Origin of the sequence: Blautia marasmi (assembly GCF_900258535.1) — a bacterium.
Lineage (GTDB): Bacteria > Bacillota > Clostridia > Lachnospirales > Lachnospiraceae > Blautia > Blautia hominis.
The window spans coordinates 1,752,654-1,767,316 of record NZ_OIWX01000001.1; the positions used below are offsets into that span (position 1 = coordinate 1,752,654).

The 14,663-nt window shown below is 42.8% G+C and carries 14 protein-coding genes and 1 pseudogene; 6 read left to right on the top strand and 9 right to left on the bottom strand.

From position 1 onward, the window contains the following. Positions 1-58: 58 nt before the first annotated feature. Positions 59-901, bottom strand: a complete 843-nt coding sequence (locus C6P39_RS07795) for a LysR family transcriptional regulator (protein WP_158661489.1) — start codon at positions 899-901, stop codon at positions 59-61. A 271-nt stretch (positions 902-1,172) separates the two neighbouring features. Between C6P39_RS07795 and C6P39_RS07800 the strand changes: the two genes are divergently transcribed. Next, complete coding sequence (locus C6P39_RS07800; protein WP_095174690.1) at positions 1,173-1,697, top strand: DUF4865 family protein; 525 nt, start codon at positions 1,173-1,175, stop codon at positions 1,695-1,697. 103 nt (positions 1,698-1,800) lie between these two features. Next, positions 1,801-2,319 carry a signal peptidase II gene (locus C6P39_RS07805; protein WP_104803364.1) on the top strand — a complete coding sequence of 173 codons (519 nt, stop codon included), beginning with the start codon at positions 1,801-1,803 and terminating at the stop codon, positions 2,317-2,319. A 314-nt stretch (positions 2,320-2,633) separates the two neighbouring features. Here C6P39_RS07805 and C6P39_RS07810 read toward each other — a convergent pair whose 3' ends face one another. From C6P39_RS07810 to C6P39_RS07835, 6 genes are all read right to left on the bottom strand, one after another. Beyond that, a complete protein-coding gene (locus C6P39_RS07810; RefSeq protein ID WP_158661490.1) occupies positions 2,634-3,284 on the bottom strand; it encodes a hypothetical protein in 651 nt (216 codons plus the stop codon). Next, the gene (locus C6P39_RS07815; RefSeq protein WP_104803366.1) at positions 3,247-3,618 is read right to left on the bottom strand and encodes a PadR family transcriptional regulator; all 372 of its coding nucleotides are present in this window, start codon (positions 3,616-3,618) and stop codon (positions 3,247-3,249) included. The genes C6P39_RS07810 and C6P39_RS07815 overlap by 38 nt, the downstream gene beginning before the upstream one ends. A gap of 311 nt (positions 3,619-3,929) precedes the next feature. Continuing rightward, a complete protein-coding gene (locus tag C6P39_RS07820) occupies positions 3,930-4,097 on the bottom strand; it encodes a hypothetical protein (protein ID WP_158661491.1) in 168 nt (55 codons plus the stop codon). Positions 4,098-4,759: 662 nt separating this feature from the next. Further along, positions 4,760-6,040: a galactokinase gene (locus C6P39_RS07825; protein WP_095174684.1), complete on the bottom strand. Its 1,281-nt coding sequence runs from the start codon at positions 6,038-6,040 to the stop codon at positions 4,760-4,762. A gap of 68 nt (positions 6,041-6,108) precedes the next feature. Next, on the bottom strand, positions 6,109-7,035 hold the full coding sequence (gene trxB, locus C6P39_RS07830; RefSeq protein ID WP_104803368.1) for a thioredoxin-disulfide reductase: 927 nt from the start codon (positions 7,033-7,035) through the stop codon (positions 6,109-6,111). A gap of 109 nt (positions 7,036-7,144) precedes the next feature. Continuing rightward, positions 7,145-8,455, bottom strand: coding sequence for a hypothetical protein (locus C6P39_RS07835; RefSeq protein ID WP_242987169.1), 1,311 nt, complete (start codon positions 8,453-8,455; stop codon positions 7,145-7,147). Positions 8,456-8,587: 132 nt separating this feature from the next. Between C6P39_RS07835 and C6P39_RS07840 the strand changes: the two genes are divergently transcribed. After that, entirely contained in the window at positions 8,588-10,366 is a 1,779-nt protein-coding gene (locus C6P39_RS07840) for a DUF885 domain-containing protein (RefSeq protein WP_104803369.1), read from the top strand. 69 nt (positions 10,367-10,435) lie between these two features. Here C6P39_RS07840 and C6P39_RS07845 read toward each other — a convergent pair whose 3' ends face one another. Then, a complete protein-coding gene (locus C6P39_RS07845) occupies positions 10,436-10,885 on the bottom strand; it encodes a MarR family winged helix-turn-helix transcriptional regulator (protein WP_095174681.1) in 450 nt (149 codons plus the stop codon). A gap of 402 nt (positions 10,886-11,287) precedes the next feature. On the opposite strand from C6P39_RS07845, the pseudogene C6P39_RS07855 reads away from it, so the two are divergent. Next, positions 11,288-13,019 (top strand): annotated as a pseudogene (locus C6P39_RS07855) (IS1634 family transposase). 357 nt (positions 13,020-13,376) lie between these two features. Here the strand turns inward: C6P39_RS07855 and C6P39_RS28440 are convergent. Then, a complete protein-coding gene (locus tag C6P39_RS28440) occupies positions 13,377-13,619 on the bottom strand; it encodes a DUF6783 domain-containing protein (protein ID WP_334293913.1) in 243 nt (80 codons plus the stop codon). Here C6P39_RS28440 and C6P39_RS28445 point away from each other — a divergent pair. Further along, positions 13,518-13,754 carry a DUF6783 domain-containing protein gene (locus C6P39_RS28445; protein WP_334293914.1) on the top strand — a complete coding sequence of 79 codons (237 nt, stop codon included), beginning with the start codon at positions 13,518-13,520 and terminating at the stop codon, positions 13,752-13,754. The two genes, C6P39_RS28440 and C6P39_RS28445, sit on opposite strands and share 102 nt — an antisense overlap. 266 nt (positions 13,755-14,020) lie before the next feature. Next, positions 14,021-14,611 carry a TetR/AcrR family transcriptional regulator gene (locus C6P39_RS07860; protein WP_104803372.1) on the top strand — a complete coding sequence of 197 codons (591 nt, stop codon included), beginning with the start codon at positions 14,021-14,023 and terminating at the stop codon, positions 14,609-14,611. Positions 14,612-14,663: the final 52 nt, after the last annotated feature.

Sequence of the window (14,663 nt, forward strand, 5' to 3'; positions counted from 1 at the left end):
CTGTTGGTTTAATGCTCATGTATGGTAAAGAAATATTATAATTGATTAACAGCTTTCATTATTCCGAAGTGTTAAAGTCAGAGATTATTTTTAGAAAATTATAAACATTTTCAGTTCGCCGACCATTTTGTATAACCATATTGATATTTAGACTTTTCATATTGTGTGGCTTAAAAACAGCTATTTCTTCTCTGTTTGTGATAGTCGAATATGGGAGCAGCGATATTCCCATTCCAAGTGAAACGGAGTGAACAATCGCTTCAATAGTATCAAACTCTATTATTTTCGGCATTTCAGAGGATTGCGAAGCAGCCCACTCCAATAAAATTCTGCGATAAGGACAAGTAGGTATTTTATTTGTGATAATAGGACTATTTCTTAACAATTTTCCATCACTTTGAACAGGTGCAATCAGGCATAATTCTTCATCAAATGAGAAAATAGATTGTAACTGCTCAGACACATATTTTTTCTCTACGAAAGCGCAATCAACGACTTGATGAGATACAAGTTCTACAAGCTGCTCTTGATTTTCTGTAAGGACAGATACATTTACATCTGGAAAGTCCTTTTGATAATGGGACAGCCATAAAGGAAGTTTGTAGGCTGCCAAAGTCTGTGTAGCTCCAATATGTAAGCCATGGGTATCTTGTTGAAATTCATATTTTGCTTTATCAATTAAATCCAATATTGAATTTGCATAGGATAGCAATTTTTCCCCATTACGGGTTAATGTAATTCCTTTATTGTGCCGTACAAATAGAACAGTACCTAATTCTTTTTCTAGTTTTTGAATATGGGCTGTAATGTTTGACTGTACATAGCACATATTTTCAGCAGCTTTGGAAAGAGAACCTGCTATTGCGACTTCTCTAAAAATCCTAAGTTCTAAACTTTCCATAGGAACACCACCTATCATTTGAAATGATATCAAATATCAGTAATAACTATTATACATCAGGTCAGTGAAAATGTATAATAAAAATCATAAAGAAGGATCTGCAGCAGATAGCTAAAGGTAACAGTTCAGACAGGTCTGCGCATTTACTGCGCTGACCGTATGAAAAAGTAGTGCCGGCAGGCATCCAGCACATCGCGAAGCGATTTTTAATGGCTGGATGCGTAACGGTTCCGCTTGTCTGAACTGTTACTGCTAAAGGAGGACACTATCCATGATAGCGATGCAGTATAAAATTTTATTGCCAGATAGTTATGACATGGGAATTATCCGGGAAAGAGTGAAAAATAACGGAAATAAGACAGACGGTTTTCAAGGCTTACTTTTCAAAGCATATCTGATTTCTGAAAAGGGGGAATTTGGCAACAGTAAAAATGAATATGCACCATTGTATGTATGGCAAGATGAACAGGGAATGAATGAGTTCATCTTTGGAGGATTTTTTGACAATATTCTAAATTCATTTGGATGGCAGAATATAAATATTGGAATTACCATGATAAACGACTTAAAAAAGAATTTTATCACATCAAAATTTGTTGTAGAAATTGAAAATGATATTCCTGAAACAAAGCAAATGAAAGCATTAAAGTTTTTATCTAATTTTGAAAATGATACTAGCAAATTGCTTATTTACAATCCTGATAAATGGAACTGCGTAGAGTTTCACTTCTTTGAAGAAATACCAGAAGCAGCATTAAATCTAAAGGTTTATCGTTTGTTGCACTTGTCTATGTAATAAGTGCTGCCGCCCTTTCCCATAATCTAAGAAAGGTTAATATAGATATGATAAAATAAAATCAGAAACCAAATAACAATCGTGATTTGAACAGGAGGTTTTTATGCAAAAGTTTAATATTTTTATTATCCCTGTCTTATGTTTGTTGTTAATAGACCAGATTACTAAAACTATTATTTCATTTGCATTTATGCAATATGATTTTGATATAATAAAGAATTTTATAACGTTTAACCCAAAACTAAATACTGAACTATCATGGGCTGGAAATTATATTGATATTTTTTCAAGCCCGTTGGTAACAGTTTTGCTAAATGTTATCGCCATTTTTATTTTTCTGACAGGATATTTGCTATATAAAGCCAAAAGAGAGCAGACCAAACTTTCAGTAAAAGTAATTATGGTTTGTGGATTGGCCGGTTGTTTATGTAGTCTGATAGATAAGTTGCTTTGGGGCGGAAGTTTGGATTTTTTACAGATACTAGACTTGTTCATTTTCGACTTAAAGGATTGTTATCTTACCGTTGCAGAAGTTTTATTTGTTATAATTGGAGTTTTACATAACAAGGAAATATCGGTTAAAGAGTATAGCCTTTTTTGCTATCATAAATTTAAGCTATAACTTTTAACTTATATTGCAAGGTAGAACTGCCCGACACATAAAGCCCGTCCTATCCGGTGTAATAGATAAACGCCGAATAGGAACGGCAAAATTTTTAAACTTCTTTATTTCTTTATCGCACATAAACAAAGGCGTAGGAAATGTAGCTGTGTGGTTCCTCCGGTGACTGAGTGAATGTGTTTAGTTGTAGGGCTAAAAGCCCAATATCGTGTGCAGCAGCACGGCAGATGGAGAAATAGACGATGCTGGCAGTTTGATTTCCGGGCGGGTGAGCACCGGAGCGGTTCTGCAATCGCTTTCGGCAAGCTGTAGTACTAGTTTATAATGTCTGTTATTTTGTATAGGATGTATAGGGCAACGATTGTGAGGAGGAGGGGTACTGCGTGGATGGTTAGGATCACTGTATTGAGGAAGAGGTCTGTACATATGCAGATAACCAAAATTAAGATGCATAGTGCGGGAATTTTTTTGCTTCTTAGGAATCTTGCGTTAAAGGAGTTCTTTGTAATGAAGTTATAAATTAAGATAGCTGCACACAGAATTAAGAATGTGCTTATGATATTTCCTGTTGTTATGGGAATATCAGGCCAGGTGTTGTTTTCTTTGAGTGTATCCGTGAGAGCGAATAGCAGCCGCACTGTCAGCAGGACTGCGGAAGCGGCGCATATGGTTCCCAGGAAAGAAATGGATTTTTCTGCGGAGGTGAGACGTGGAACTTCCATTAAGACATTATCGCAGAAGGTTTTGTAATCACCGCCTATTATATCCTCAGCAGTATCCCCACGCTGCTCTCCGTCTAAGATCATCTGTGTAATATCACGCCTGACCAGTTCCTGCCGGTAAGCGCTTATATCTGCACCGCGGATATAAACCACTATATCCGTCAGAATACGGTTATCACCTTCATGAAGCTGTAGAGCTAAATCATTATTTTCCTTCATTAGCTGCTTCGTCTGTCTGCTCATTGATCATCTCCCCTTTCATGTCATCTAACAGCCTAGAAACCGCACCTGTCAATTCCAGGTAACTATCCGTAAACCTCGCAAATTCTTCTTCCCCCTCCGGGGTTATAAAATAATACTTCCTCCGGGGTCCAACCTCAGACTCCCGAAAGACCGCCTCAATAAACCCATTCTTCTCCAGCCTGAGCAAAAGCGGATAAATAGTCCCCTCCGCTACCTTCCCAAATCCATATCCCTTCAACTGTTCCGATATCTCATATCCATACGTCTCCTTCTTCCCAATAATAGCCAGCACACACCCCTCTAAAGTCCCTTTCAACATCTGCGAAGAAATCACCGCTCCACCTCCCTATCTTGCAATACAATATAGTCACCTATATTGTATTGCAAGACACCGTTCTTGTCAATTACAAAATATAATCTTGTCCTATCTATCTATCTATTTATCTATCTATCTATCTATCTATTTATCTACCTATCTATAAAATGGCAAGTACGCTCTTTCTATATTATGAAATAGCATTTCCCCTGCCGGCAGAACTATAAAAACGACACATACGGTCTAGGAAAAGAAGCATTCCGTTACCACAACCAGGTGTGCAGGAGGTATCCGTGTGTGGGAAAATCGGAAGGGGAGGCAGGAGTTTCTTACAGGCAGCGGGCCGGAAAATGGGGGAGAGAATTTGCTCTCCAAAGCAAATTCTCAGCATGGCTGAGCAGCCGAATCATCAGATTCGGGTGCGGTTCCATGCGGTGCCCCCATTTTCCGGCCCGCTGCCTGTTAGAAACTCCTGTCTCCCCTGACTTTTCCCACACACGGATACCTCCTGCGCACCGTCCGTGAGCCACCGTCCGTGAGCCACCCTCCGTGAGCCACCCTCCCATAACTCCCCCCATCTCACTCCCCCACAACATTATGGAAACCAACAATTATCAGAAAACAATATCAATTTTCCCCGGATTTTAGCATATTATGTCGCACCCCGTCAAAAAATAGATTTCAAAAATGTCAATCCCTTTTCCCCACTTTTCCCCAAAATTCTTCTTTTTATCACAAGTGTACAAAACCTTTGTTCTTTCTATTATTATGTAAATCACATTAATCCACACACATTTTTGTGGAGAATGTGGATAACTTTGAGGATAACTTTATTTTTACGGGGTTTTGTGGATTTTCATATGTGGATAACTTTGAGGATGGAATGTGGTAAATGTTGGTTTTTTCGACAAGCATTGTGCATATTCTACAATTGAGAATATTCTGAAAATTAAGTCCAAAAAAACTTACTGTTTTCTCCAATTTTCCCTCTTCGACGGCATCCCCTTGTCCCAAATTCTGTTATGTAACCTGTTCGGGAAATTATGTAAATCAGTGTAAACCAACCTTCAAGTTCTCCTACTTGAACCGTCACATGAACCCCTCAAAAAAACTGCACCGGACATCCCAAAAGGGACTATCCGATGCAGCCTTCATCCTCTTATAAAACTTTTCTTCCGCCGGACTGACGTACCTTCAGAATCTGGCAGGAACCTTTTCCAAAGACTCTGTCCATTCTGGTCTTGTACTCATCCACAAAACTGTTCTCCACAAAAATTTCAATCGTACCTGCGAAACCGCCGCCGTGTACACGGGACACCCCATGCTTTCTCAGGATCTTATCGCTGACAGCAAGGGCAATAGACATGGCCTGTTTCTGTACATTGGTGCTGTTGTAGATATTCTGGAGATACTTAAAGGAAGAATTGCCTGAATCCTTTACAAGCTCCAGGAACTCCTTGAAATCACCATCTCTCAGGGCTTTCACTTCCCCTTCAACCCTTCTCTCCTCCTCAAAGAAATGAAGGGCACGCAGGATAGGACGGTCACCCAGCACGCTTCTGAGTCCTGAGATCTGTTTGTAGAAATCATCCTCTTCCACTTCACGCAGATAAGCTTTTCCGAAGAATTTTGCCACCTTTTTCATCTCTTCCGGGATGGATGCATAGTCATCTCCCATATCGGCATGGGATGCTTTTGTGTCCACAATACACATGCTGTACTGGTAAGCCTCAAAATCTGAGGGAACCTTCTCCACAACAGGGCAGCCCGGTTCCTTGAAGTCAATATGGATCATACCGCCCACGGAACATGCCACCTGGTCCATGAGACCGCAGGGCTTTCCGAAATACACGTTCTCCGCATACTGCCCCGTCTGTGCGATCACCACAGGGTCAATGCTGCCTTCATTAAAAAGACCGGAGATAATGGTTCCCAGGATCACTTCAAACGCGGCGGAGGATGACAGGCCCGCACCGATCAGAACATCGCTGACAATATAGGCATTGTATCCCTGCACCTCATAGCCCCTGGATTTCAGCTCAGCCGCCACACCGCGTACAAGAGCCGCTGTTGTGCCTTCCTCGTCATAACGCTCTTCCAGATCATTGACATCCACATCCACCATATCATATCCGTCTGAGAGCACGTGGATCATGCCGTCCTCGGATCTGCCCACTACCGCCAGGGCATCCTGGTTGATGGATGTGGCAAGTACCATACCGTGCTGGTGGTCTGTGTGGTTTCCCCCCACCTCGCATCGGCCGGGCGCGCTGTAAATCTCCACGTCACTTTCACCGAAAATATTTTCAAATTCTTCAATTGCCTTTATATAACGCTTTCTCTGGTAATCCAGAACGCTTTCATCCACATAAATATCTTTCAGGATCTCGTCGTGTCTTCCCTGGCGAATCTCCTCTGCCAGAACCTTCATGTTTTTCATTTGTAATTCCTCCTTTATCCTTTTGTTGCGCATGGATTTTTATTCTGCTGGTTCTTCTCCACTTGGGGTTATGCATGTTCCATCAGGTATTTCTGGGCAGAATCCACCGCGTTGGCCCCGTCTGCCGCTGCTGTCACAATCTGGCGCAGTTGTTTTGTCCGTATGTCACCGGCTGCAAAGATACCCGAAATACTGGACGCGCAGTCTTCCCCTGCCTCTATATAACCGGATTCATTCAGCTTTACAAGACTGCCGAATTCCTCTGTATTCGGAAGAATGCCCACTGCCACAAACACACCGTCGACGGCAAGCTCTTTTGTTTCTCCTGTCTTGACATTTTCTACCGCAAGACTCTGCACTTGTTCTGTTCCCCTGATTTCCCTCGGAATAGTATCCCACACAATCTCCACGTTTTCAATAGCCTTTACACTTTCCTGCAAAATACCTGCCGCCCGCAGTTCATCCCTGCGGTGTATCAGATATACCTTTTTACATATTCTGGACAGGAAAATGGCATCCTCAACCGCCACATCACCGCCGCCGATCACCGCTGTGACCCCGCCTTTGAAAAACGCACCGTCACAGGTGGCACAGTAAGAAACACCCATTCCGGAAAATGCCTCCTCACCGGGGATGCCCAGTGTCCGGTGTCTGGCCCCGGCCGCAATGACAAGTGTTCTTGTAAGATACTGGTTTTTATTTGTTGTGATCTTTTTCAGGTCCCCTTCTGTCTGCACCTCTTTCACATTCTCCCTGACAAATGCTGCACCCAGTTTGTCCGCATGTTTTCGGAAGGCCTCAGCCATATCATAACCGCTCATTCCCGGTAGTCCCGGATAGTTGTCCACCTCGTAGGTCTTCACCATCTGTCCTCCGCTGGAGAAATCTTTCTCAATGACCAGCATTTCAAGCTGGGCCCGTTTGGCATAGATCGCCGCACAGAGACCTGCAGGACCGGAACCGATGATGATAATGTCATATATTTTCTGCTCCATTTTGTTTTACCTCTGTCTTTTTATTCGTAACTGTCTCATACACTCCCGGCCGCAACCAAAAATCTATGGGAAACCGCCTTTAGCAATGAAATTATTCATTTGTTACCTTCTATTCTTCCTTTTCCTCACCGGGAAATTCGTCATCTCCGTACATTGCCGCGGCCTCCACACTGTCCGGTTCTTCCTGCGGTGTTCCCATTGACGCAGCAGAAAGTGTATCCGGGCTGTTGGACAGTTCTATTTCCCTGACCAGCTTCAAATCTTTATCCACAAATATCCTGGTATAGTTTTGCTTTTCCTCATCCGCATATATGAAATAGGAAACACCTCTGTCCGTCTCCTCGGTCTCATATGCGTTGTCTCCAAGCAGGGCTTTCATGGTCTCCTCACTCATTCCCAGGGTGATTCCTCTGTACATTTCCACTGATACTTTCGTGACATCAAAGTCACCGTGCACACTGATGATAAAACTGTTTTCCATGGGAACTGCCATATCCGCGTAATTGTTTACAACCGCATAGAGGGTCTGTCCTTCACGCTCAAGTGTCACATAGCCGTGACGTCCGCTCTTTACAATGCTGTCGGAACCATCCTCTAATATTTTCCATCCGTTTTTTGTAAATTCACAGACCGGTGCCGGAAGCTTATAGAAATCTCCTCCGTACCGCACCACAAACGCCATAATGTCATCCGGAAATGCTCCCGGCGCCTGATAGTTCTCCACCTCCGCCGGCGTTTCCTTGCTCACTTCCTCACTGCCGTCTTCCGGTTCTCTGTAGTTTTTCAGCACAGCTTTATATAGTATTTCATCCTGTACGTCAAATACCAAATCTGCCTGCTTGTATATTCCGTATTCATAGGTCAGGTAGATATTGTCTTTTTCTTCATACTGGTCTGTAGGCATACCGTATGCTTCGGTAACTTCATCCAAAGTGGAGGTTCCCATTCTGATCTTCCCGGGAAGCTGGTACACACGGCTGTCATCCCCGGTGCTCTCCAGCTGTACACCGCCCACATAACATTCCCCAAGCAGTTTCTTCTCCCCATCCAGATTGACAATATCCACGGCAAGGGAACCGCCCTCACTCTCCAATATCTCCCCCTCCAGAAAAGATTCCGGGTCCAGGGCCTTTTTGCCGTTGTCCTTCTCATAGGTCCATCCTGCATTTTTCCAAGCCTGAAGCCTTGCAGGAAGGGTGTATACGGTCTCGTTGACGGAAAACTGGAAATCCGAAAGTTTATCGGAAAGCTCTACATCGTATTCTTTTTGTACATCCTCTGTCTCTTCCTCCTGCTGTTCTTCATCCGGCAGGTTTACCACGTCCTCCTCGTCAGGCATAGGATCCTGCGGTGTGCATCCTGCAGTCAAAAGGGCTGCCAACAGGCATACCATACATATCTTCTTATTCAAACAAGCCACCTCCCTTAACTTAACTCCCACTATCAAAAGTTTATCACATCCGCGTGCCTTTTTACAATGAAAATACGCATACATGCCTGATTTTTTCATAAACTGTTAAAGAGTTTTCAAGTATTATCCAAGGAGCATCTTTTGAAAAAATTCTTATCTTCCAGGAGGAAATTTCTGGTACCGGGATTTATTGTCCTGGCTGTTTTCCTCTTCCTTCTTATTTTTACCCAAAAAGACCGCTTTCTTACAGAAGATGCCCGTTTTGAGAAATTTACACAACAGATTTTTACCGAGGAGGTGAAATCTAATACCCTAAACCTGCATTATACCCTGGCTTATCCCGAAAAATACGGGATCAAAGATTATTCCATCAAACTGGGATGTATGGACCCGGATAAACTGAAGGAAGGCTATGATTCTGTTGAAAAGTATAAGGAAAAACTGGAAAAGTTCACATACAAAGAGCTGTCCAAAGACAACCGGCTTACTTACGACATCCTAAACCTGGACTTTGCTACCCAGTTGTCCATAAAAGATAATTATATGCTGCAGGAACCCCTGAGTCCCAATCTGGGCTTTCAGTCCCAGCTTCCTGTACTGCTGGCAGAATACACCTTCCGGACCGCTGATGATATCAAGGATTATTTTACCCTGCTCTCCTCCATGACCAGTTATTTTGACGAGATCCTGGAATTTGAGAAGAAAAAGGCAGAGGAAGGTCTATTCATGAGTGACACCAGTGTGGACCGGATCATAGAACAGTGCAATGCGTTTACAGAGGATCTATCCACCAATTACCTTTCCACTATGTTTAAAGATAAAATGAACAAATTTGTCTCCCGAAAAGCCATGACTAAAAAGCAGGCAGACTCTTACATAAAAATGCATGAAAAGATCATGGAAAAACGGGTCTTCCCGGCTTACCGATCCCTGGCTAAGGGCCTGGCTGACTTGAAGGGAAACGGAACAAATTCCGGCGGATTGTCAAATCTCCCCGGCGGGACTGCCTACTATCGTTACCTGATCCGCAGCGGGACCGGGGACTACCGGACTATCAAAGAGATCGAGGAGCGGCTCTACACACAGCTTCTCACTGATTACAAAAAAATGCAGAGCCTGATCGTGGCTGATCCAAAACTGCTCACAGACGCTTCCTCCCTGCCGGAGACTTGCAGCAGTACCCCGGCACAGATGCTGGATTATCTGAACAAGGCCATAAGCAAGGATTTCCCTGACAGCGGTAAACCTTCCTATAAGGTAAAATATGTGCATGAATCCATGGAGGACTTTTCCAGTCCGGCCTTCTACCTCACACCGCCTGCAGATACGCTCAGCCCCAATGTTATATATATCAACAAAGGCAGCCAGGTAACGGAGGCGGAACTTTTTACCACACTGGCGCATGAGGGATTTCCGGGACATTTGTATCAGACATTGTATTTCAGCAAAACAGAGCCGGATGATATACGTCATATTTTAAGCTTTGGAGGTTACGTGGAGGGCTGGGCCACTTATGTGGAATCCCTGTCCTATGGATACGGTGCAAAATATCTGAAGCTGGATGACTCCCTCATGGAACTTCTGTGGCTGAACCGTTCTGTGAGCCTGTGTCTCTATTCACTGCTGGATATCGGCATCCACGACCACGGATGGGATCTGGGAACTGTCACAAAAACGCTGAATTCTTTTGGCATTGCCTCTCAGGATACCTGCGGGGAAATCTACCAGTATATTGTGGAAAATCCAAGTAATTATCTGAAGTATTATCTTGGATATCTTAATTTTATTGATCTGAAAAAAGAAGCCCAGGAGGCTGCAGGCAAGTCCTTCCAGTTAAAGGAATTTCACCAGTATATCCTGGAGCTGGGTCCGGCACAGTTTCCTGTTTTGGAAAAATATCTGCTGATGGAATATAAATAAAGGATTTAAAAAGCGCCGTAAAAACAGGCTGTATATTTACAGGCTTGTTCTTACGGCGCTTTTACATTTCTATTCTTTTTTATCCTTGTAGGAATCAAAGAACTTTCTTAGATTAAGCAATGACTTTACCAGTATTTTCTGCTGTTCTTCGTCCAGGTCCTTCATCAAAGCCTGAATCATTCCGTCATGGAATTTCATATGGTGGGTGTTTGCTTTTTCTCCCTTTTTCGTCAGGGATATGAGCACTACCCGGCGGTCCTCCTCACTTCTGACTCGGTTTACATATCCTTTTTTCACCAGGCTGTTTATGGCAATCGTCAGGGTTCCCACGGTCACGGACAGGGTCTTTGCCACGGATGACATGTTTCGGGCGCTTTTAACTCCGATTGCTTCTAAAATGTGCATGTCGTTTACGGAAATATCTTTGAATTCAGAAGTAATAAGGGCCTTCTCTTCTATGTCCATGATCTCCTGGAAGAGATTGACCAGTACGTCATGGAAGACTTCATAAGGTTCCACTTTATCACTCCTTTTGGTTTGGTTGATTCTATTATATATGATTTATTTATATAACACAATCAAAATTTTTGATAATCAAAGGATGTTGCGCAGGGAACGGAGGGAGAGGAGGGGGGAAGATTCATCCGACGTTCCGCTGGTGGGCAGCTAACCTGCTGGCATTCACTAAATTCGTCGGCAATGGCCTCCTCATTAAGTGACTGCCGCAGGTGGATCTGCCCGCCGCTCCACCCGAGCGTGTCTGAAAATTGCTCCACACTTTTGCAGTTACTTTCTAAGATGATATATCTCGATTGCTTTATTCATAAGGCATTCGGGCATTTTTTGTTTTATTTTTTTGTCATGTTTTACTGGATATATGTGGATGTATATGATATAATAAGGGTATTGGAGGTGTCAATTATGCATTTAAGAAAAACTAAAACATCAAAAGGACGTATCTATCTGGCAATTGTAGATTCCTATTATGACAAACAGCGAAAAATGTCTCGTTCTAAGACTGTTGAATCTTTGGGCTATCTTGATGAATTGGAAAAACTATATGATGATCCTATTGCCCACTTTCAAAAACGTGCTGAAGAATTAAAAATCGAAAAAAATGCGATGCAAGCTCCCATTAACTTTACTTTTTATCCTTCCGATCGTTTGTGCACGGATGATACTTCTCTTCGAAAAAACTTTGGCTATGCTGCTCTAAGTAAGATTTATCATGAACTTGAAATTGATAAGTTCCTTATTAATCGCAGGCGCCATTCAAAAGAGAAGTGTGATGCAAATACTATCATGAAGATGCTTGTATATTCAAGGCTTCTCTTTCCAGCATCAAAGAAAGCTTCTTTTGATAACAGGGAACAGTTCTTCGAAAAAACAGACTATTCTTTAGATGATGTTTATCGCTGTCTTTCCTTCTTTTCAAAACACAAAGAAAGCCTTCAAGTCTGGATGAACGATAAAATCAAAGAGAAATACGGTAGGGACACCAGCCTTATTTATTACGATGTGACGAATTACTATTTCGAATCAGATGACCAGAATGATTTCCTTCGAAAAGGTGTTTCCAAGGAACACCGTCCAAACCCAATCGTACAGATGGGATTATTCATGGATAACAATGGAATTCCTATTACCTACGAACTTTTTGCAGGAAATACCAACGACTGCCTCACCTATCGTCCAAACTTTGGGCGAATCAAAAAAGAGTTTGATCTTGGTCGTGTTATTTCTGTTGCAGATAAAGGAATGACCACTGGTGATAACATTTGGTATACCATTAATACTCCCACAAAAGATGGCTATGTATTCAGCATGTCTGTACGTGGTGCTGATAAAGAAATGAAAAAGTATGTGCTCGACGAAGAGGATTATACCTGGCTGGGCACTGAATATAAAAGAAAGTCACGCAAGCACCCTCGCACGATTCAAGTCACCTCTCAAACCGGACGCAAGCTAAAGAAAACTGTACATGAAAAGCAGGTTGTCTTTTGGAGTGAAAAATATGCGAGACGAGCAAAAGCCGATCGTGCTGCGGCTCTTGCAAAAGCTGCAGACCTTGCAAAACATCCAGGTGGTTATACCCGAGCAACTTCTTATGGTGCAGCAAAATATGTAAAGAAAATCGATTATGATAAAGATACTGGTGAAATTTTAACCGCATCTTCCATCTTAGAAATTGACGAAGCAAAGCTTCGTGAAGAAGAGGCACTTGATGGTTATTATGTTTTACTTACAAGTGAAATGGATGAAAGTGATGACAAAATCATTGACATGTACCGAGGACTTTGGAAAATCGAAGAATCATTTAAGGTAACTAAAAGCGAATTAGATGCCAGACCCGTATATGTATGGACAAGAGAACATATAGAAGCACATTTTCTTACCTGTTTTGTGGCCCTTACCATCGCTCGCATACTTGAAACAAAGTTAGAGCAAAAATACAGCATTGGTAAGCTTCTGGAATCACTCTCTAAAGCAAGCTGTACCCTAATTCAACAGAACTATTACTTGTTTGATTACTACGACAATGTACAGAAAGACATCGGCAAGGTTCTTGATATTGATTTCAGTAAGAGAATCAGAACTCTTGGTGAAATAAAAAAAGTTTTAGCAGCCACAAAAAAGTGAAAATACACCATGAAAATATGACAAAAAGACAAACCCGTTAGTCAGCTTATTTGCTGGGCTAACGGGTATTTTTATACTTAATCATCTGCAAAAGTCAGGAAANAAATAAAAAAAGTTTTAGCAGCCACAAAAAAGTGAAAATACACCATGAAAATATGACAAAAAGACAAACCCGTTAGTCAGCTTATTTGCTGGGCTAACGGGTATTTTTATACTTAATCATCTGCAAAAGTCAGGATAAGGTTCCACTTTATCACTCCTTTTGGTTTGGTTGATTCTATTATATATGATTTATTTATATAACACAATCAAAATTTTTGATAATCAAAGGATGTTGCGCAGGGAACGGAGGGAGAGGAGGGGGGAAGATTCATCCGACGTTCCGCTGGTGGGCAGCTAACCTGCTGGCATTCACTAAATTCGTCGGCAATGGCCTCCTCATTAAGTGACTGCCGCAGGTGGATCTGCCCGCCGCTCCACCCGAGCGTGTCTGAAAATTGCTTTCGGCAAGCTGTGCGTCACACTTTGTGGAAGATTTGGAGCCGATGAGGGAGGCGTAGCGGGCTACGTTGACCGAATTGGAGCCAAATCTTCCGCAAAGTGGGGCGTGCAGATTGTCGGAATGAATTTTCAGAAACGCTCTAACCTACTGAATCTTCCCCCACCTCCCCTCCCTCCCTTCCCTGCTGGCTGGCTAAGCGAAAGGCATACGGGCTGCGCCTGCGGCGGACGCGTGATTAGATGTTAATGATAGGATGCGTGAATGCCTGGTTAGATGGTAATGGTAGGATGCGTGAATGCCTGGTTAGATGGTAATGGTAGGATGCGTGAATGCCTGGTTAGATAGTAATGGTAGGATGCGTGAATGCCTGGTTAGATGGTAATAGTAGGATATATGGACGCTTGATCAGATGTAGACGGGAAATGTATGCAGGAATAGGAAGGGTTGACATATGGAGAGGATGAGGGTATTATGACTATATTGAGAATTTTAGTCAAAAAGGAGGGATATGGGTGCCTAAGAGGTTTTCTGAGGAGGAAAGGGCTTATATTGTGAGGCGGCTTAAGGAAGAGGCGGCCAAGTGTATGGCACAGTATGGGATTCGGAAAACTACGGTGGATGAGATTGTGAGGAGGGTGAAGATTCCTAAGGGGACGTTTTATCTTTTTTATCAGTCTAAGGAGATGCTGTTGTTTGAGGTGATCCTGGAACAACATGAGATCGTTGAGAGGGAAGTGGTTCGGGGGTTTGAGAGTTTGAAGGGGAGGGAATTGGATGTTGAGGGTGTGACAGATGTTATGATGGGGTTTTATAGGATGATGGATGAAATGCCTGTGTTGAAGGGGATAACCTCGGAGGAGGTTGAAATGCTGGCACGGAAACTGCCCGGGGATGTGCTGGAGAAGCATTTGACGGAAGATATGTCCATGACTGAAAGGATCCTGCATGGAATCGCGGCAGATAAGGGGATGGATACAGAGGCGCTGACTGCGGCGTTTCGGGCTGTTTATTTTGCTACTTTACATAAGGATGAGATTGGAAGTGCACAGTCTGATCTGGCACTTAGATATCTGGTCCGCGGGTTGGTAATGCAGATCTTGTGAGTTGGTCCGGCAGAAATGTTTGCCGGACTGTATATTGTTATTATTTTGACTG